The following is an 18295-nucleotide window of genomic DNA, read 5'->3' as shown; positions in this document are numbered from 1 at the left end:
GCCGGGCAGGGTGGCGAAGGCGTTCATGGGCGGCTCCGTTGTCGGGCGCTCCGGGGCGGCGGGATGCCGCCGGTGGACGGAGGTCCTGGCGTGGTCGCTACTATGCGAGCCAACAAAAAGGACAGCAATCCGCTTTTTCGACAAGCTATCGTTCCATCAAGAGAACGATAGCGCGTGCCGCCCCTCAGCCCTTCAGTGTCCGCGCGAACAAGGCCAGCGAGGCTTCCCAGGCCTGCTTCGCGGCCTCGGGGGCATAGCGCGGCGTGGTGTCGTTGTGGAAGCCATGCAGCGTGTCGGCAGGCTGCAGCAGCGTGTAGGTCTTGCCCGCGGCCTTGAGCGCGGCCTCGTAGGCGGGCCAGCCGGCGTTGACGCGCTCGTCGTCCGAAGCCAGCACCACCAGCAGTTCGGCGTGGATGGCCGGCACGTCGGCCAGCGGCGCGCCGCTGCCGTAGAAGGGAATCGCCGCGCGCAGGTCGGGCAGGCGGGTCGCCAGGAAGTTGGCGATGGCGCCGCCATAGCAGAAGCCGATCGCGCCCATGCGCCCGTTGCCGCCTTCAACCGAGGCCAGGTACGCGGCCGCGGCGAGCATGTCCTCGCGGGTCTTGGCCTGGTCGAGCTGCTGGAACAGGGCGCGCGCCGCATCCTCGTCGCCGGGGTAGCCGCCCAGCGGGGACAGCGCGTCGGGCGCGAAGGCCAGGTAGCCCTCGAGCGCCAGGCGGCGCGTGACATCCTCGATGTGCGGGTTCAGGCCGCGGTTCTCGTGGACCACGATCACGGTGGGCAGCGGGCCCTCGGCCCGGGCGGGGCGCACGAGATAGCCGCGGCCCTTGCCGTAACCGTTCGGCGAATCGAACTCGACGTGGCGGGCGTCGATCCGCGGGTCGTCGGTGGCCACCTGCCGGGCTTCGGCGAAGCGAGGGCTGAGCGAGGCCAGCAGGCCCACCGCCGCGCTGGCGCTGAAGGCCAGGGCCGAGGCGCCCTGCAGGAAGCCACGCCGGTCGATCAGCCCGTGCACGTACTGGTCGAACAGCTGCATCACGCGCGGGTCGAAGTCGCGGGCGGTCTGGCGCGGCGGTCGGGGCATGGTGGCAGTCCTGGGCGGGCGGTAAGCCGCGATCATTCCAAGCCCGGCGTCAGGCGGCGTGAAGGCAACCTGTCACGTTTCGCCCGGTGCGCCCGTCTGGGTAAGCGTGGATGACTAGGACACTTGTCATGGGACGGCGCCACCGTCTTCACCTACCATTCGCCGGCGGTTCGGGGAATCGCTGCTCCAACCACTCATTTCTTCGGGGAAAACACCATGTCGCAGCTGATCGATATCTTCCTGGAGCCGGGCAAGGTCTTCGCCGGGCTCAAGGACAAGCCGAGTTTCCTGGTGCCGGCCCTCATTGTCCTGCTGGCCACGACCGCTTCGGCCGTCCTGTATTTCTTCAACGTCGACCCGGAGTGGTTCACCAACTACCAGCTCCAGGCCGCGGCCCAGGAAATGAGCAAAGCCGAGCTCGAGCAGGCCAAGCAGTTCATGCCCGGCGCCCGCATGATGGGATACATCACCCTCGTCACCACGCCGATCTTTTTCGCCATCATCTTCAGCCTGGCGGCGCTGTACTACATGCTGGCCGGCAAGATCAGCGGCAACCCGACCGGGTTCCGCCATGGCCTGGCCCTGAGCGCCTGGTCGTCGATGCCGATGGTGCTGGGCGCGGTGATTTCGATCGTCGGCATCTACACCAGCTCGCCGCAGTCGAGCATGGAATCGATGCAGCTGCTGAACGTCGACCCGCTGTTCGTGCAGCTCGAGACCGGTCACCCCTGGGCAATGCTCGCCCGCAGCTTCAGCCTGCTCAACCTCTGGGTCTGGTTCCTGGCCGCGCTTGGCTGGAAGACCTGGTACCGCACCGGCTGGGGCCAGGCCCTGTTCGTGGTGCTGCTGCCCTACGTGGTGATCTACGGCGTCATGGCGGCCTTCGCCGCGTTCTGACCGACTTCGCTTACGGAAGAGAGTGATGAAACCCAACAAGAAGTACATCGCCCTCGCGGCGATCGTGGCCGTGATCGCCATCCCGCTGCTGGTGAAGATGACCCGCGGCGAGTCGAGCAAGGAAGTCGAGATCGCCATCGCCGCCGAGCAGGAAATCCGGCCGACCATCCTCGCCTCCGGCGTGCTGGCCTACCGCAACGAGGTCGACCTGACCTCGGAGCTGGTGGCCAAGGTGCGCGAGATCCTGGTCGAGGAGGGCGACACGGTGGAGAAGGGCCAGCTGCTGCTGCGGCTGGACCCCGAGACCTACCGCAACGCCATCGACCGCGAGCAGGCCACGCGCCGCCAGGCCGTGATCAGCATCGAGCGCCAGCGCCTGGCGCTGGCGCTGGCCGAGAAGCGGCTGGCTCGCGGCGAGCAGCTGGTGGCGCAGAAGATGATCGGCCAGAGCGAGTTCGATGACCTGCGCAACGCGCGCGACCTGGCCAAGGTCGAGCTCGACAGCAGCCAGGAAGCGCTGCGCCGCGCCGACGCCATCCTGGGCGAGGCCCGCGAGCAGCTGTCGAAGACCGACATCCGCGCCCCGATCGGCGGCGTCATCGTGGCCCTGCCGATCAAGGTCGGCGAGACCGCGATTGCCTCGACCAACGCCTTCGCCGGCGCGCAGCTGATGAAGATCGCCGACACCTCGTCGATCCAGGCCGACCTGAAGGTGGACGAGGCCGACGTGGCCAAGATCGCGCTGGGCCAGGAAGTGGAGGTCTACGCCGCCGCGTTCCCGGACACCGCCATCGCGGGCAAAGTCGAGCAAGTGGCGCTGGCGCCCACGCTGGAGAACCAGGGCCGTTCCTACCTGGTCACCGCCGAGCTGTCGCCGCCGGAGGGCCTGGCGCTGCGGTCGGGCATGAGCGCCCGCGCCGACATCTTCCTCGGCGACGGTGGCACCAAGCTGGCGGTGCCGGTCGAGGCGGTGGGCACCGAGGTGGACGAGGACAAGAAGGTCACCCGCCACGTGTGGGTGGACCGCGACGGTCGCGCCACCAAAGTGGTCGTCGAAGTGGGCCTGTCGGACGACAAGTGGGAGGAGATCACCTCCGGCCTGTCGGCGGGCGACCGCGTGATCCGTGGCCCGGCCAAGCTGCTGCGCGGCCTGATCGAAGGCGAGCGCATCCGCGAGGCCGAGGACAAGGCGGCGGACAAGGCCAAGGCGGGCGCGGACGACGAGGCGGGCGAAGAGTCGGACGAAGAGGCCGCCTCCGAATGATCCGGCTCAGCGGCATCGTCAAGCGCTACCTGATGGGCGAGGAGGAGTTGATGGCCCTGGCCGGCGTCGACCTGCACATCGGACGCAACGAGTACGTCGCCCTGATCGGCCCGTCCGGCTCGGGCAAGTCGACGCTGATGAACCTCATCGGCTGCCTGGACACGCCCAGCGAAGGCACCTACGTGCTCAATGGCCGCGATACCTCGTCCATGACCGACAACGAGCTGGCCCAGGTGCGCAACCAGGAGATTGGCTTCGTGTTCCAGAGCTTCCACCTGCTGCCGCGCCTCACGGTGCTTGAGAACGTGATGCAGCCGCTGGTGTACCGCGGCATCCCGCGCGCCGAGCGCGCGCGGCGGGCGAAGGAAGCGCTGGAGCAGGTGGGCCTGGGCAACCGGCTCGGCCACCGCCCCAACCAGCTCTCCGGCGGCCAGCGCCAGCGCGTGGCCGTGGCCCGCGCCCTGGTTGGCAAGCCCTCGATCCTGTTGGCCGACGAACCGACCGGCAACCTCGATTCGCGCACCTCGGAAGAAATCATGGCGCTGTTCGACGAGGTCCACCGCAGCGGCCAGACCGTGGTGGTGGTGACGCACGAGCCCGACATCGCCGCGCACTGCCGGCGCACCCTGCGCGTCAGCGACGGCAAGATCGTCGAGGACCGCCAGAACCCGCCCCGCGAGGTGCACTGATGTACGCCTTCCTCGAAGCCTTCCGCGCCGCGCTGACCAGCCTGATGGCGCACCGGATGCGCAGCTTCCTGACCACGCTCGGCATCCTGATCGGCACCGCGTCGGTGATCGCCGTGGTGTCGCTGGTGCAAGGCTTCTCCAAGTCGGTCTCGGACCAGTTCGCCGACCTCGGCGGCAGCGCGCTGACCCTGCAGCCCTACACGCCCTTCGCCGACGCCTCGGTGGGCAAGGAGAATTTCCTCAGCTTCAACGACGTGGACACCCTGCGCTACCGGGTGCCCGGCGTGGCCCAGGTGGTGCCGACCATGCTGGTGCCGACCGCCGTCGGATTCCGCGGCCGCCTCAGCAGCCCGCAGGTCATCGGCACCACGGCGGATTTCACCGCCGTGCGGGGCATCTATCCCGAGCGGGGCCGCTTCATCGTCGCCAGCGACGACGTCGGGCGTCGCCGGGTCGCCGTCGTCGGCTACAAGGTCATCGAGGACCTGGACCTGCCGGAGGATCCGATCGGGGAGTTCATCCGGCTCGGTACCGAGTGGTTCAAGGTGGTGGGCGTGATGGAGAAGCGCGGCGAGCTGCTGGGCTTCAGCCAGGACAACCTGGTGCTGATTCCCTTCGACGTGGGCCGGGCGATGACGGGCAACAACGTCAACACGCGCATGTCAATCTCCTTCACCGCCGAGAGCCTGGAGGACGTGGAGGCGCTGCGCGAGCGCGCCAAGCGGGCGATCCGTATCTCGCACCGGCTCAAGCCCGACCAGGAGGACGATTTCCGCATCCAGGCGGCCGATTCCTTCGTCAAGCAGTTCGAGCAGATCACCGGCACGGTGACGGCGGTGCTGGCCGGCGTGGTCAGCATCTCGCTGCTGGTCGGCGGCATCGGCATCATGAACATCATGCTGGTGTCGGTGACGGAGCGGACGCGCGAGATCGGCATCCTCAAAGCGCTAGGCGCGACGCGCCGCGACATCCTGGTGCAGTTCCTGCTCGAGGCGGCGCTGCTGGCGTTGCTGGGCGGCCTGATCGGGATCTTGCTGGGCATCGGCATCGGCGTCGGCGTGGCCAGCCTGATCCCGGGCTTCCCCGACGCGTCGGTCCCGCTCTGGGTCATCTTCGCCGCGGCGGGCTTCTCGGCCCTGGTCGGCATGATCTTCGGGATCATGCCCGCCTCCAAGGCCGCGAGCCTCGACCCCATCGAAGCGCTTCGTTACGAGTGATTCGCTACCTGGTGGCCGGCGCCAGAACTTCAGATGGCAGCCCGCGGAGGCCCGTTCGGTTCGACGACGATCTTGCCGTCGCGGGCGCCGCTGGCGGCGGCCTGCACCGCCTGCTTGATGTGGTCCAGGTCGTAGGTGGCCTGCACCCGCGCCTGCAGCTTGCCTTCCGCGATCAGGCCCGCGATGTGGCCGAAGACCTCGGCGCGCTTCTGCGGCGTCGCCTGCTTGAACCACTGCGACAGCCAGAACCCCCGCAGCGTGATGTCGCGGAACACGAAGTAGCGCGGCGAGATCATGCAGCGCTCGCCGCTCATCGCCCCGTAGTTCACCAGCGTGCCGCCCTCGTCGAGGCAGCGCGCCAGGTTCTCGGTGCTGACGCCGCCGACGCAGTCGATCGCCAGCTTGACATGCGCCCCGCCGGTGGCCTCGCGCACCCGCTTGGGCAGGTCCTCGGCGTCCACGACCACGTGCTCGGCGCCGCTCGCCTTCACCGCCTCGATGGCGGACGCGCGTCGCACCACGTTGATGGTGTTGAGGCCCCGCAGCTTGGCCAGCTGGATCAGGTAGCCGCCGACGGCCGAATTGGCCGCGTTCTGGATCACCCAGTCGCCGGGCTGCAGGTCCACGAACTCGGTGAGCATCAGCAGCGCCGTCGGCGGGTTCACCGTCAGCATCGACAGCTGCACCGGGTCGACGTCGTGCGGCAGCTCGACCAGGTGCTTGGCCGGCAGGTCCAGATGCGTGGTCCAGGTGCCGCAGCCCACCGGCAGCAGCACCAGGCTGCCCACGGCCGGGGCCGACACGCCTTCGCCGCATTCGATGACGCGGCCCACGCCCTCGTTGCCGCCGGTGGCGGGCAGCGGCGGCAGCAGGCCGTACTCGCCGGTCAGGGTGAGCACGTCGGAGGGATTGATGGGCGAGGCCAGCACGGCTACGCGCACCTGCCCCGGCGCCAACGCGGGCAGTTCGAACTCGACCGCACCTATCACGTCCTGCGGCACCGGGCCGCGCTGGCTGTACTGCGCTTTCTTCGCTTTCATGGCTCAGGCCTTGTCTTGCTTCAACCACGTGAGGCGCCAGGAGGCGCCGGCTTCGCCCATGGCCTGGGCGAGGGGTTTGAGGGCGGGCTCGATGTCCTTCTCGATCTGCCAGGGCGGATTGAGCAGCAGCATGCCGCTGCCGTTCATGCGCAGCGGGGAGTCGTCGGGGCGAACCAGCAGTTCGATCGCCAGCGCCGACTTCACCGGCAGGGTGGCGACCTTGCGGAAGAACGGATGCAGGCTGGGCCGCTGCTTGATCGGGTACCAGATGGCGAAGATGCCCTGCGGGAAGCGCTGCAGGGCGTCGGCCAAGGCGCCGGTGATCAGCGGGTACTCCTCGTCCTGTGCCTCGTAGGGCGGGTCGACGAGCACGAGCGCGCGCGCGAACCTGGTGGCGCCATCGCGCGGGGGTAGCAGGGCCTTGAGCGCCGCGTAGCCATCGCGGGCGTGGACGTGGCTGTGCGGGTCGTGGGCCAGGACGCCCTTGAGCGCGTTGGCTTCGTCGGGCAGCAGCTCGCAGGCGGCCAGCCGGTCCTGCGGGCGCAGGGCCTGGGACACGATCAGCGGCGAGCCGGGATAGGTGTCGGGCGCGCCGGCGTGGGCGTCGGCTACGGCCGCCAGATAGCGGGCGAGGGCAGGCGGCGGGCTCGGCATGGACGCGGCGAGGGTCCACAGCTTGCGGATGCCGGCCTTCGCTTCGCCGGTGCGGCTGGCCTGCAGGCCGGCCAGGTCGTAGCGACCGCGGCCGGCATGGGTGTCGACCACGAAGAAGGGGGCTTCCTTTTTCTTGAGCGCGTCGAGCAGCGACACCAGGACCAGGTGCTTGAGCACGTCCGCGTGGTTGCCGGCGTGGAATCCGTGGCGATAGTTCATGGCGCCAGTCTACCGCCCCGGCCCGGCGCACGGGCGGCCGCCGGGCCGGCTCTGGTATGGTCCCGGCCTGGCCAAGGAGTGAACCGATGAGAACCCTGATCCGCTGGACCACCTGGCTGCTGCTGGCCAGCCTGCTGGCCCTCGCCGCGCTGGTGCTGCACACCGTTTATGCCCGGCCACTGAAGATCGACTGGTTCTTCGAGCGCGTCTTCATCGAGTACGCGGTGGACGACCCCGAGTTGCTCAGCTCGATGCGGATGCTGCCGCCCTGGGCCGACTGGTTCAGCGACGACCTGACCGACCGCTCGCCGGCCCGCCAGCGCGAACTGCAGCAGAAGCTGCGCGACGACCTGGCCACGTTGCGCGAGTACGACCGCCAGTCCCTGGACGAAGGCCGCAAGCTGTCTTACGACATGCTTGAGTACTTCCTGGCCACCCAGGCCGAGGGCGAGCGCTTCGCGCTGCACGATTACCCGCTCAACCAGATGTTCGGCGTGCAGAGCCAGCTGCCGACCTTCCTGGCCACCCAGCACCCGGTGGCCTCCGAGGGCGAGGCCCGCGACTACCTGGCGCGCCTGCGTAAGTTCCCGGTCGCCAGCGGCCAGGTGATGGAAGGGCTGGAGGCCCGCGAGGCCGCGGGCATCCTGCCGCCGACCTTCGTGGTCCAGAAGGTGCTGGCCGAGATGCGCCTGTTTGCGGACGCGCCGGCCGCGGAGAACATCCTCTACACCTCGTTCCAGGAGAAGCTGGCGAAGGTGCCCGAGGGCGACATGGACGCGACCACCCGCGAGGCCCTGCTGGCCGAAGCGCAGACGGCCATCGTCGAGGCCGTGCAGCCCGCCTACCGCCGCTACATCGCCCACTACGAGGCGCTGCTGCCCAGGACCACGGGCAACCACGGCGTCTGGGCGCTGCCCGACGGCGCCGCGTTCTACGCCTGGCAGGTGAAGCAGAACACCACCACCGACATGACGCCGGCCGAGATCCACGCGATGGGCCTGTCCGAAGTGGCGCGAATCGAGGCGGAGATGGACGCGATCCTGGTCGCCGAAGGCCTGGTGGAGGGCAGCATCGGCGAGCGCGTGCAGCAGATCGCGGCCCGCCCCGACCAGCTTTACCCGGACACTGACGAAGGCCGCGCCGCGATCCTGGCCGACTTCGACGCGATCATCCGCGAGATCGACGCCGGCATCGGCGGCCTGTTCAACGTGCGGCCTTCGGCGGGCGTCAGGGTCGAGCGCATCCCCGTGTTCCGCGAGCAGACGTCGGCCGGCGCCTACTACAACGCGCCCGCGTTCGATGGTTCGCGGCCCGGCGTGTTCTACCTCAACCTGCGCAACACCGCGGAAGTGGCGCGCTTCGGCATGCGCACGCTGGCCTACCACGAGGCGATCCCGGGGCATCACTTCCAGATCGCGCTGCAGCAGGAAATGACCGGTGTGCCGATGTTCCGGAAGATCCTGCCGTTCACCGCGTTCTCGGAAGGCTGGGCGCTGTACGCCGAGCGGCTGGCCTGGGAAGAGGGCTTCCAGTCGAAGCCACTCGACAACCTGGGTCGGCTGCAGGCCGAGATGTTCCGCGCCGTGCGCCTGGTGGTCGACACCGGCATGCACGACCAGCGCTGGACCCGCGAGCAGGCCATCGCCTACATGCGCGACAAGACCGGCATGCCCGAGACCGACGTGGTGGCCGAGATCGAGCGCTACCTGGTGATGCCGGGGCAGGCGCTGGCCTACAAGGTCGGCATGAACCGCATTCTGGCGATGCGCGAGAAGGCGCGCTCGGCGCTGGGTCCGAAGTTCGACGCACGCGCCTTCCACGACCTGGTGCTGGGCGGCGGCTCGATGCCGATGGCGCTGCTGGAGCGGCGCGTGGACGCCTGGATCGGCGAGCAGGCGGCGAAGTGAGCGAGCTCGCGGTGCGGCGCCTGGCCGGCGCTGCCATCGGTCCGTGGCTGGATGCCGTGGCGCGGCTGCGCATCGCCGTGTTCCGCGACTGGCCCTACCTGTATGCGGGCGATTTCGGCTACGAGCAGGACTACCTGCGGGCCTACTCGCGCTCGCCCGACAGCGTGTTCGTGCTCGCGTTCGACGGCGACGCGGTGGTGGGGGCGTCCACCGGCCTGCCGCTGGCCGACGACACCGCCGAGTTCCAGCAGCCTTTCCTGGATGCCGGTCGCGACGTGGGCGAGGTGTTTTACTTCGGGGAATCCGTGCTGCTGCCTGCCTATCGGGGCCGCGGTATCGGCCGCCGGTTCTTCGACGAGCGCGAAGCGCATGCGCGCGCGCTTGGCCGCTTTTCGACCACGGGCTTCTGTGCGGTAGATCGTGCCGACGACGACCCGCGGCGCCCCGCGGGATATCGCGGCAACGAAAGCTTCTGGGCCGGCCGTGGCTACGTGCGCCAGCCGGGCATGACAGTGCGGCTGGCCTGGCAGGAAATCGGCGAGGACAAGCCCACGGAGAAGCCGCTCACCTTCTGGCTGCGCCCGATCTGAACACTGTGGGAGGGACTTCCGTCCCGATGCTTCCTGGCGAAGGGCGTCGGGACTGAAGTCCCTCCCACACGGATGTCAGAGCATCGCTTGGAAGGCCCAGACCGACAGCGCCGCCAGTGCCGAGGCGATGCCCGACGCCGCCAGCACGTCGCTGGGGTAGTGCAGGCCCAGGACCACGCGCGACGCGGCGACGCTGGCGGTGAAGGGCACCAGCAGCCAGGCCAGCATCGGGTAGTGCGCGAGCGCGACCAGGGTGAAGGACACCGCGTGCAGCGTGTGCCCGGAGGGGAACGAGAACTCGTCGAGCGGCGCTTCCCAGGCGCGGATGCGGCCATCGGCCGCGAAGGGGCGCGGGCGTCGGGTCCAGCGCTTGAGCTTGCGGTACATCGTCAGCGCGACCAGGCCGGTGGCGGCCAGCTGCGCCGACACCGCGAGGCCGCGCCAGCCGTCGAACAGCACCAGCGCCGCCATCAGCGCGTACCAGAAAGCCCCGTCACCAAGCCGGCTGACGGCGCGGAAGTAGAGTCGCACCCAGGCGCGCGCGCCCAGGCGATTGGCGGCCAGGCACCAACCGTGCTCGCGAAGGACGAGCCGGCGGGTGCGCGGGCTCACGCGGCTTCCCGCCAGTGGCTGAGCGCCCCGAGCAGGGCGGCGAAGTCCGCGGCCACCTGGCCCGGCTCGAGGTGCAGCACCGCTTGCCGGGCCGCGCTGCCGAGCGTCGCGAGATCCGGGCGCAGCCCGGTCCGCACGAACGCGTCCACGAAGCCTGCCTCGTCGCCGAAGGCCGCCGTGGCGCCGTGCGCCCCGTTGCACAGATGCTCGCGCGCCGCACCGTAGTCGAACGCGACCGTGGCCAGGCCGCTGGCCATGGCTTCGAGCGTCACGTTGCCGAAGGTTTCCGACAGGCTGGGGAAGCAGAACAGGTCGGCGCTGGCGAAGTGCCGCGCCAGTGCATCGCCGCGCTGCACGCCGGCGAAGATGAAGTCGGGGTTGGCCGCCTGCAGCTCCGCGCGTGCCGGGCCGTCGCCAACCCACACGAAGCGCGCGCCCGGCCGCTCCGCCTGCAGCGCGCGGAAGCTGCGCACCGCCAGCGGCAGGTTCTTCTCGGGCGCGATGCGGCCGACGTGCAGCACGATCGGCGCGCCATCCGGCGACCACTGCGCCCGCAGCGTTTCGTCGCGCCAGCCGGGATGGAACTGCCGGGTGTCCACCGCGCGGCCCAGCCGGCGCACGTGGCGGAAGCCCTGCTGGCGCAGGTCGTCCTCGAGCTCGCGGGTCGGCACCAGGGTGGCGTCGGCCTTGTTGTGGAAGCGCCGCAGCCACGAGAACACCCAGGGGCTCAGGAAGCCGGCGCCGTAGCGGCCGACGTAGTCGTCGAAGCGGGTGTGGAAGCCGGTGGCCACCGGGATGCCCAGCCGGCGGCAGGCGCGCAGCGCGGACCAGCCCAGCGGGCCTTCGGTGGCGATGTAGACCGCGTCGGGCCGCTGCGCCATCCAGCGCGCCGCCAGCCGCTTGCCGGCGGGCAGGCCGAAGCGCAGGCCGGGGTAGCGGGGGATCGGCGCGCCTTCCACCAGCAGCAGGCCGGGGTCGGGCCGCGGGCTCTCGTCGTCGCGCTGCGGGCGGACGATGCCGACCGTGTGGCCCTGCTGGCGCAGCCCGTGCTCGAGCGACTGCACGGTGAGGGCGACGCCGTTGACGTCCGGCGGGTAGGTCTCGGTGACCAGTTCGATGTGCAGGAGTCTGTCCATGGCGACAGGCTGCCGTGCGCCCGTGCCAGTGCCGTGACCGCCGGGTTGCAGCGCCGTGACTCAGGCGGCCTTGATGACCAGCTTGCGGCCGATTTCCTGGAGGTGCTCCCGCTCGGTCTCGAGGTCCAGGCGGGTCAGCGGGTGGCCTTCGAGCCAACGCTTGGACAGCTTGATCGACAGCGTGTCGCCGTCGGCGGTGGCTTCGGCCAGCGGCAGCGGGTCGCGCTCGTGGCTGCGGTGCAGCAGCACCGCCAGGCGCAGAAGCAGGGCGCAGCGCAGGGTGTTGGGGATCAGGCGGTCGGGCAGCTTCTCGATGCTGCCCAGGTGGACGCCGCGGCGCTGGTTGCGCACCAGTGCGGCCAGGATCTGCTGCTCGGTGCGCGAGAAGCCGGCGATGTCGGAGTGCTCGACCACGTAGGCGCCGTGCTGGTGGTACTGGCTGTGGGCGATCGCCAGCCCCAGCTCGTGGATGCGCGCGGCCCAGGCCAGCAGCCGGCGGTTGTCGCCGTCCAGGCCCCAGGCCGCCTCGACCTGGTCGAACAGCCGCAGCGCGGTGGCCTCGACCCGCGCCGACTGCGCGGGATCGACGCCATAGCGGTTGCTCAGCGCGACGATGGACGCCTCGCGGGGGTCGGTTTCGCTGGCGCGGCCGACCAGGTCGTACAGCACGCCCTCGCGCATCGCATGGTCGCTGACGTACATGCGCTCGATGCCGAGCTCGGAGAAGGCGGCGTCGAGCACCAGCAGGCCACCGGCGATGATCGGCCTGCGCTCGGACGACAGGCCCGGCAGCCGGATGTCCTCGAGCTTGTCGAACTCGAGCAGCTTCTCGCGGATCGCGTCCAGGCTCTGCGCGGTGATCGAGGCCTTGGTGATCTTGAGTGCGATCGAGATGTCGCAGATCGCCTTGATGGTGCCCGACGAGCCCATGGCATCGTGCCAGCCACGGCGGCGGTAGGCGCTGGTGAACTGCTGGAACTCGGCGGTGATCTCGGTGCGGGCCTCCTTCCAGCGCTTGCGCGAGAGCTTGCCGTCGCCGAAGAACCGGCGGGTGGTGGCGATGCAGCCCATCTGCAGGCTCTCGCGCTCCACCGCCTCGAAGCCCTCGCCGATGATGAACTCGGTGCTGCCGCCGCCGATGTCCATCACCAGCCGGCGTTTGCCTTCGGCCGGCGGGCTGCCGTGCGCCACGCCCAGGTAGATCAGGCGCGCCTCCTCGCGGCCGGCGACGATCTCGATGCCGTGCCCTAGCGCGGTTTCGGCCGGCATCAGGAAGCCCTGCGGGTTGCGCAGCGCACGCACGGTGTTGGTGGCGATGGCGCGCACGCGGTGCGCCGGGATGGTGTCGAGCCGCTGGCCGAAGCGGGCCAGGCAGTCGAGCGCGCGCGGCATCACGTCGGGGTTGAGGCCGCCTTCGCCGTCCAGGCCCTCGGCCAGGCGCACGGTTTCCTTGATGCGGTCGACGATGCGCAGCTGGCCCAGCACGTAGCGGGCCACGACCATGTGGAAACTGTTGGAGCCCAGGTCGACCGCGGCCAGCAGGTCACCATCTTTCAGTGGCTGCTCGGCTTCAGTCGGCATCCGGTGTCATCCGCAAAGACGGGCGAGTAGCGCGCCCTGCGCAGAATAAGGCATCTCGCCCTCCGGCGGCGAGACCCGCGCGTAGTGGCCGTCCTCGTGCAGCACCCAGGCGTTGAGGTTGTCGGCCAGGTAGTTGGCCAGCTCCTCGTCGTAGACGCGCTCGGCCAGCTTCGGGTCGAGGATGGGGAAGCAGGTCTCCACCCGGCGCATCAGGTTGCGCTCCATCCAGTCGGCGCTGGAGCAGAAGATCTCGGGCTTGCCGCCGTTGCCGAACCAGTAAACGCGGCTGTGCTCTAGGAAGCGGCCGATCACCGAGCGCACCCGGATGTTCTCCGACACGCCCGGCACGCCCGGCCGCAGGCAGCAGGCGCCGCGCACGATCAGGTCGATCTTCGCGCCCGCCTGCGAGGCCTCGTACAGCGCGCGGATCACGCCGGGCTCGTTGAGTGCGTTCATCTTGGCGATGATGCGGCCACCCTTGCCGGCGCGGGCCAGCTCGGCCTCGCGGGCGATCTTCTTGAGCAGCGCCGCGTGCAGGGTGAAGGGCGACTGCAGCAGCCGGCGCAGCTTGATCTTCGGCGCCAGGCCCGAGAGCTGGTGGAAGATGTCGTGCACGTCGGCGGCGATGTCCGGGTCGGCGGTCATCAGGCCGATGTCGGTGTACACGCGGGCGGTGCCGGCGTGGTAGTTGCCGGTGCCCAGGTGCACGTAGCGCTGCAGCTTCTTCCCCTCGCGGCGCACGATCAGCATCATCTTGGCGTGGGTCTTGTAGCCCACCACGCCGTACATCACCTGCACGCCGGCCTCCTGCAGCTGGTCGGCCAAGCGGATGTTGGCCTCCTCGTCGAAGCGCGCGCGCAGCTCGACCACCACGGTCACGTCCTTGCCGTTGCGGGCGGCCGTGATCAGGTGCTCGATGATCTTGCTGTCCTTGCCGGTGCGGTAGAGCGTCTGCTTGATCGCCAGCACGTCCGGGTCGTTGGCGGCGTGCTGCAGCAGGTCGAGCACCGACTGGAAGCTCTGGTAGGGGTGGTGCAGCAGCACGTCGCCCTGGCGCAGCGTGGTGAAGGGCGAATCCTCGTCGAGGTCGGCGGGCCGCTGCCGGAACGGGCGGAACTTGAGCTCGGGCCGGTTCACCAGGTCGTAGACCTGGGTGACGCGGTTGAGGTTGACCGGGCCGTTGATGCGGTACACCGCGTTCTCGGTCAGGCCGAAGTTCTGCAGCAGGATGGCGACGATCGGCTTGGGGCAGTGCTCGGCGATCTCCAGCCGCACCGCGGGGCGGAAGCCGCGGCTGGCGAGTTCGTCCTTGAGCGCGCTGGCCAGGTTCTCCACTTCCTCCTCGTCCACGAACAGCTCGGAGTTGCGGGTGACGCGGAACTGGTAGGCGCCCTTGACCTTCATGCCCGTGAAAAGATCATCCACGAAGGCGGTGAGCACGGCCGAAAGCAGCACGAAATCATGCTGGCCGCCCGAGACTTCCGGCGGCAGCTGGATGATGCGCGGCAGCGAGCGCGGCGCGCGCACGATCGCCATGCCGCCGCTGCGGCCGAACGCGTCCTTGCCCTCGAGCACCACCACCACGTTCAGCGACTTGTTGAGGATGCGCGGGAACGGATGCACCGGGTCCAGGCCCAGCGGCGACAGCACCGGCAGCAGTTCGTCCTGGAAGTACTTGTGCAGCCACTTCTTCTGGCGCGCGTTCCAGGACGAGTGCGCGAGGATGCGGATGCCGGCGGCGTTGAGCTCGGGCCGCAGGGTTTCGTTCCAGTAGCGGTACTGCTCTTCGACCAGGCTGGCGGCCTTGTCGTGGATGAGCTCCAGCGCCTGGGTCGGCGGGATGCCGTCGGGCGGCAGCGGGCCGCCGAACTGCTGGGCGGTGCGCACGGTGGCCGCGCGGATCTCGAAGAACTCGTCGAGGTTGGTGCAGCTGATGCACAGGTACTTCAGGCGCTCGAGCAGCGGCACCGAAGGGTCCTGGGCCTGCGCCAGCACGCGGAAGTTGAACTCCAGCTGGGACAGCTCGCGGTTGAGGTAGAGCCCCGGGGCGTGCAGGTCGAGGGCTTCGGGCAAGTCTGGGCTCATGGTCGGTTCGTGGGGCGATGGCGCCGGTGGGGTGCCCTAGCTTACGCCGGGCGGGCGATGCGGAGGCGTCAGGCCTCGCCGGCGGCGTCGCGCGGCCGCACCCGGGCCGGGCCGAAGACGCAGGCGAAGGTGCTGCCGCGGCCCACTTCGCTGTCGATCTCCAGCCAGGCCTGGTGCAGGCTCAGCACGTGCTTGACGATGGACAGGCCGAGGCCGGTGCCGCCCGATTCGCGCGAGCGGCTGGTGGAGACCCGGTAGAAGCGCTCGGTGATGCGCGGCAGGTGCTGGGCCGGGATGCCCTGGCCGCTGTCCTGCACCGCGAGGCGGGCGCCGCGGTCGGCGGTGCGCTCGAAGCGGATGACGATGCGGCCGTCGGTGGGCGTGTAGCGCACGGCATTGCTGACAAGGTTCGAGAAGGCACTGTGCAGCTCCTTCACCGAGCCGACCAGGTCGCAGCCGGCGGCGTCCTCGACGACGATCTTGTGGCGACCCTGGCTCAGCGCCTCGGCCTCGCGCCGCAGGGTGACCAGCATCGGCGCCATCGCCAGCGGCTCCTCGGGAAGGTGCTCCTGGGCCTCGAGCCGCGACAGCGTCAGCAGGTCCTCGACCAGCTGGGTCATGCGCTGCGACTGCCGGCGCATCTCCTCCACCATCACCGCCAGCTCGGGGTGTTCCTCGGGCTCGATCATGTCGAGGTAGCCGTGCACCACGGTCAGCGGCGTGCGCAGCTCGTGCGAGACGTTGGCTACGAAGTCGCGGCGCACCTGTTCGAGCCGCATCAGCTTGGTGACGTCGCGCACCACCACCATCCACTGGGTGGCGGAGTAGGGGATCAGGCGCAGGCTGATGCGCACCATCGGGTCCGCCGGGCTGGCCAGGTCGAGCAGCGGCTCGTCGGTCTGGCCGGCGGCCAGCCACTCGCGCACGCGCGGCTGCTCGGGGAAGCAGTCGAGCAGGGGCGTCTCCAGGCTCTGCGGGTAGTGCAGGCCCAGCAGGCGGCGCGCGGTCTTGTTGAACCAGACCAGGCGGCCATCGCGGCGCTGGATCACCAGGGCGCCGTCGGGCATCGCGGTCGCTGCCTGGCGATAGGCCCGCAGCAGGCGCACCAAGCGCCGGCCGCGGCTGCGGTTCTCGGTCTGGCGGCGGTGGATCAGGGTTTCCAGCGCGGCCCACAGGCCCTGCCCGTCCACGGTGCGCAGCTGCTTGCGCCAGTCCAGGAAGCGCAGCACCCGGTACAGGCGCCAGTAGGCGCGCGCCGCCAGCACCGCGGTGGCCAGGCCCAGGGCCCACCAGGGTTCGCCCAGCGCCAGCCCGATGCCGAGCGCGAAGGCATAAAACAGCAGCATCCGGATCAGGGACTGGCGCCAGGCCAGCCGAAGCAGCATCGATACGCTCATGTCCGGCGGTCGCCCATCCTCAGGCCGCCGCGGCGGAGAAGCGGTAGCCGGAGCCGCGCACGGTCTGCACCATGTCGTCCAGGCGGTAGGGCTCGAGCGCCTTGCGCAGGCGGCGGATGTGCACGTCCACGGTTCGCTCCTCGACGTAGACGTTGCCGCCCCAGACGTGGTCCAGCAGCTGGGTGCGCGAATACACGCGCTCGGCGTGGGTCATGAAGAAGTGCAGCAGGCGGTACTCGGTCGGGCCGACGTGCACCGGCTGATCGCCGGCGTAGACGCGGTGGGCGGCGCCATCGATGCGCAGGCCGCCGACTGTCACCGAACCGTCATCTTCGTCCTCGCGCGAGCGGCGCATCACGGCCCGGATCCGGGCCAGCAGCTCGCGGGCCGAGAAGGGCTTGACCACGTAGTCGTCCACGCCCGATTCCAGGCCGCTGACGCGGTCGTTCTCCTCGCCGCGGGCGGTGAGCATGATGATCGGCACGTCGCGGGTCAGCTCGTCCTTGCGCCAGCGCCGGGCCAGCTCCAGGCCGCTGGCGCCGGGCAGCATCCAGTCGAGCAGGATGAGGTCGGGCACCTTTTCCGCGATGGCGTGCTGGGCCTCGCGGGCGTCGCCGGCGTGGACCGGGTCGTAGTCGCCCTTGCGCAGGGCATAGGCCACCATCTCGCGGATGGCGGGTTCATCGTCGACGATCAGGATGCGTTTTTGCACGAGGGGTACCGTGTCACCGGGTGGGCCGTGGTGCAAGTAGATAAAACTTTTGTGACCGGCGGGTGACAGGGTCGGCGGGGCTTACTGGCGGTCTGGGCGCTGCTGTTCCGGACGGATGCCCTGGCGCTCCATCTCCAGCACCACGGGGGTGATCGCGGCCATGCGAGCCTCGATGCGGGCGCGCTGGTAGTAGTCCAGGTCGTCCCGGCGCTTGAGCGCGTCGAGCTGGTTCAGGGCGTCCACGGCGCGGCCGTTGAGGTAGGCGGTCTCGGCGTAGGCCTCGCCGGCGCGGACGAGGTCGCCGGCCAGCTCGCTGGCGCGGGCGAAGCTGCGCTGGAACACCGGGTCGTCGCCGCCGGTGGCCAGAAGCGGGCGCAGCACGGCCTGGGCGCGACGGCCGGCCTCGGGCGTGGCCTGCTTGCCCAGGCCTTCGGCGTAGGCCAGGCGGACGGCGCGGTTGTCGGGATGGCGGGTAACCAGGGCCTCGAAGCGTTCGCGCGAGACGGCGTGGCGGCCACCGATCCCGGCGGCCTCGGCCTGGGCCAGCTCCAGCCACAGCTGGCCCGGATGGCGCCGGAGCAGGTCGGCCAGCGTGGCCTCGGCCTCGGCCGGGTAGCCGCCGCGCATCTGGGCCAGGGCCAGCCCGTAGCGCTGGGCGTCGCTGACTTGGGCGCCCGGCGCGTTCGCCAGGGCGCGGTATTCGCGCAACGCCGCCGCCGCATTGTCGGCGCTGAGCACGCGCAGCCGCTCCCGCGCCCAGGGGAAGGCCTCGCTGCCGCCGCGCAGGCCGCTGTCGCCCAGGCTGAACTCGCCCGGCAGCAGCAGCGAGGTGGCCACGGGGGCGCGGATCGGGCCGTGGCCGGGCTGCGCGGCCAGCTGTTCGGCGCGCTGGCGGGTTTCGCTGATGCGGGTGGTGGTGACCGGGTGGCTGCGCAGGTACTCGGGCAGCTGGTAGCCGCCGCGGTTGCCGCGGCTGGCGCGCTGCATGCGCTCGAAGAAATCGGCCATGCCGCCGGGTGAATAGCCCGCGCGGGCGAGGGTCTGGATGCCGACGCGGTCGGCCTCGGACTCGTTCGAGCGGGTGTAGTCGATCTGGCGCTGCTGCATCAGGGCCGCGGCGCCGGTGATGGCGGCCGCGGTGGCGTCGCCGGCCTGGCTGCCGCCGCCGCTGGCGCGCGCGCCGCCGCCCTGCGACTGCGACAGCGCGATCG

The 18295-nt window shown here is 70.2% G+C and carries 16 protein-coding genes; 6 read left to right on the top strand and 10 right to left on the bottom strand.

Features of this window, described 5'->3' with window-relative positions:
* Positions 1 to 184: 184 nt before the first annotated feature.
* Positions 185 to 1084, bottom strand: a complete 900-nt coding sequence (locus Q0C12_RS08820; RefSeq protein ID WP_290889099.1) for a dienelactone hydrolase family protein — start codon at positions 1082 to 1084, stop codon at positions 185 to 187.
* 216 nt (positions 1085 to 1300) lie between these two features.
* On the opposite strand from Q0C12_RS08820, the gene Q0C12_RS08815 reads away from it, so the two are divergent.
* The 4 genes from Q0C12_RS08815 to Q0C12_RS08800 are packed head-to-tail and all read left to right on the top strand — an operon-like array spanning position 1301 to position 5151.
* Positions 1301 to 1981 carry a YIP1 family protein gene (locus Q0C12_RS08815; protein WP_290889096.1) on the top strand — a complete coding sequence of 227 codons (681 nt, stop codon included), beginning with the start codon at positions 1301 to 1303 and terminating at the stop codon, positions 1979 to 1981.
* A 25-nt stretch (positions 1982 to 2006) separates the two neighbouring features.
* Positions 2007 to 3245 carry an efflux RND transporter periplasmic adaptor subunit gene (locus tag Q0C12_RS08810; protein ID WP_290889094.1) on the top strand — a complete coding sequence of 413 codons (1239 nt, stop codon included), beginning with the start codon at positions 2007 to 2009 and terminating at the stop codon, positions 3243 to 3245.
* The gene (locus Q0C12_RS08805) at positions 3242 to 3934 is read left to right on the top strand and encodes an ABC transporter ATP-binding protein (RefSeq protein ID WP_290889091.1); all 693 of its coding nucleotides are present in this window, start codon (positions 3242 to 3244) and stop codon (positions 3932 to 3934) included. Before Q0C12_RS08810 ends, Q0C12_RS08805 begins: the two co-directional genes overlap by 4 nt.
* Entirely contained in the window at positions 3934 to 5151 is a 1218-nt protein-coding gene (locus Q0C12_RS08800; RefSeq protein WP_290889088.1) for an ABC transporter permease, read from the top strand. Before Q0C12_RS08805 ends, Q0C12_RS08800 begins: the two co-directional genes overlap by 1 nt.
* Positions 5152 to 5180: 29 nt before the next feature.
* On the opposite strand, the gene Q0C12_RS08795 is transcribed toward Q0C12_RS08800, so the two are convergent.
* The gene (locus Q0C12_RS08795; protein ID WP_290889085.1) at positions 5181 to 6191 is read right to left on the bottom strand and encodes a zinc-dependent alcohol dehydrogenase family protein; all 1011 of its coding nucleotides are present in this window, start codon (positions 6189 to 6191) and stop codon (positions 5181 to 5183) included.
* 3 nt (positions 6192 to 6194) lie between these two features.
* Positions 6195 to 7064 carry a 23S rRNA (adenine(2030)-N(6))-methyltransferase RlmJ gene (gene rlmJ, locus Q0C12_RS08790; RefSeq protein WP_290889083.1) on the bottom strand — a complete coding sequence of 290 codons (870 nt, stop codon included), beginning with the start codon at positions 7062 to 7064 and terminating at the stop codon, positions 6195 to 6197.
* An 86-nt stretch (positions 7065 to 7150) separates the two neighbouring features.
* Between rlmJ and Q0C12_RS08785 the strand changes: the two genes are divergently transcribed.
* The gene (locus tag Q0C12_RS08785; RefSeq protein WP_290889080.1) at positions 7151 to 8971 is read left to right on the top strand and encodes a DUF885 domain-containing protein; all 1821 of its coding nucleotides are present in this window, start codon (positions 7151 to 7153) and stop codon (positions 8969 to 8971) included.
* Positions 8968 to 9561, top strand: coding sequence for a GNAT family N-acetyltransferase (locus Q0C12_RS08780; RefSeq protein WP_290889077.1), 594 nt, complete (start codon positions 8968 to 8970; stop codon positions 9559 to 9561). The genes Q0C12_RS08785 and Q0C12_RS08780 overlap by 4 nt, the downstream gene beginning before the upstream one ends.
* Positions 9562 to 9636: 75 nt before the next feature.
* Here the strand turns inward: Q0C12_RS08780 and Q0C12_RS08775 are convergent, their stop codons facing one another.
* The 7 genes from Q0C12_RS08775 to Q0C12_RS08745 all read right to left on the bottom strand — a co-directional run.
* Positions 9637 to 10125: a phosphatase PAP2 family protein gene (locus Q0C12_RS08775; protein ID WP_290889149.1), complete on the bottom strand. Its 489-nt coding sequence runs from the start codon at positions 10123 to 10125 to the stop codon at positions 9637 to 9639.
* Between the two features lie 44 nt (positions 10126 to 10169).
* The gene (locus Q0C12_RS08770) at positions 10170 to 11297 is read right to left on the bottom strand and encodes a glycosyltransferase family 1 protein (RefSeq protein ID WP_290889147.1); all 1128 of its coding nucleotides are present in this window, start codon (positions 11295 to 11297) and stop codon (positions 10170 to 10172) included.
* A gap of 72 nt (positions 11298 to 11369) precedes the next feature.
* Positions 11370 to 12890, bottom strand: coding sequence for an exopolyphosphatase (gene ppx, locus Q0C12_RS08765; RefSeq protein ID WP_290889074.1), 1521 nt, complete (start codon positions 12888 to 12890; stop codon positions 11370 to 11372).
* 6 nt (positions 12891 to 12896) lie between these two features.
* On the bottom strand, positions 12897 to 14975 hold the full coding sequence (ppk1, locus tag Q0C12_RS08760) for a polyphosphate kinase 1 (RefSeq protein ID WP_290889071.1): 2079 nt from the start codon (positions 14973 to 14975) through the stop codon (positions 12897 to 12899).
* Between the two features lie 68 nt (positions 14976 to 15043).
* The gene (phoR, locus tag Q0C12_RS08755) at positions 15044 to 16360 is read right to left on the bottom strand and encodes a phosphate regulon sensor histidine kinase PhoR (protein WP_290889144.1); all 1317 of its coding nucleotides are present in this window, start codon (positions 16358 to 16360) and stop codon (positions 15044 to 15046) included.
* Positions 16361 to 16391: 31 nt separating this feature from the next.
* Positions 16392 to 17084 (bottom strand): phosphate regulon transcriptional regulator PhoB, encoded by a 693-nt coding sequence (gene phoB / locus Q0C12_RS08750; RefSeq protein ID WP_290889069.1) that lies wholly within the window; start codon positions 17082 to 17084, stop codon positions 16392 to 16394.
* Between the two features lie 81 nt (positions 17085 to 17165).
* A partial coding sequence (locus tag Q0C12_RS08745; RefSeq protein WP_290889066.1) for a M48 family metalloprotease occupies positions 17166 to 18295 on the bottom strand: 1130 nt, incomplete at its 5' end.

The organism is Arenimonas sp., from assembly GCF_022842045.1.
Classification (GTDB): domain Bacteria; phylum Pseudomonadota; class Gammaproteobacteria; order Xanthomonadales; family Xanthomonadaceae; genus Arenimonas.
Note: the sequence above shows the minus strand (reverse complement) of the source record. Positions and strands in the feature narration are given on the sequence as shown.

What these genes read in the sequence shown, in the direction of transcription:
- Q0C12_RS08810 (WP_290889094.1), top strand. Translation starts at nt 2,007, where the DNA reads ATGAAACCCAACAAGAAGTACATCGCCCTCGCGGCGATCGTGGCCGTG.
- phoR (WP_290889144.1), bottom strand. Translation starts at nt 16,360, where the DNA reads ATGCTGCTTCGGCTGGCCTGGCGCCAGTCCCTGATCCGGATGCTGCTG.
- ppk1 (WP_290889071.1), bottom strand. Translation starts at nt 14,975, where the DNA reads ATGAGCCCAGACTTGCCCGAAGCCCTCGACCTGCACGCCCCGGGGCTC.
- rlmJ (WP_290889083.1), bottom strand. Translation starts at nt 7,064, where the DNA reads ATGAACTATCGCCACGGATTCCACGCCGGCAACCACGCGGACGTGCTC.
- Q0C12_RS08805 (WP_290889091.1), top strand. Translation starts at nt 3,242, where the DNA reads ATGATCCGGCTCAGCGGCATCGTCAAGCGCTACCTGATGGGCGAGGAG.
- Q0C12_RS08795 (WP_290889085.1), bottom strand. Translation starts at nt 6,191, where the DNA reads ATGAAAGCGAAGAAAGCGCAGTACAGCCAGCGCGGCCCGGTGCCGCAG.
- Q0C12_RS08820 (WP_290889099.1), bottom strand. Translation starts at nt 1,084, where the DNA reads ATGCCCCGACCGCCGCGCCAGACCGCCCGCGACTTCGACCCGCGCGTG.
- Q0C12_RS08785 (WP_290889080.1), top strand. Translation starts at nt 7,151, where the DNA reads ATGAGAACCCTGATCCGCTGGACCACCTGGCTGCTGCTGGCCAGCCTG.
- ppx (WP_290889074.1), bottom strand. Translation starts at nt 12,890, where the DNA reads ATGCCGACTGAAGCCGAGCAGCCACTGAAAGATGGTGACCTGCTGGCC.
- Q0C12_RS08800 (WP_290889088.1), top strand. Translation starts at nt 3,934, where the DNA reads ATGTACGCCTTCCTCGAAGCCTTCCGCGCCGCGCTGACCAGCCTGATG.
- Q0C12_RS08815 (WP_290889096.1), top strand. Translation starts at nt 1,301, where the DNA reads ATGTCGCAGCTGATCGATATCTTCCTGGAGCCGGGCAAGGTCTTCGCC.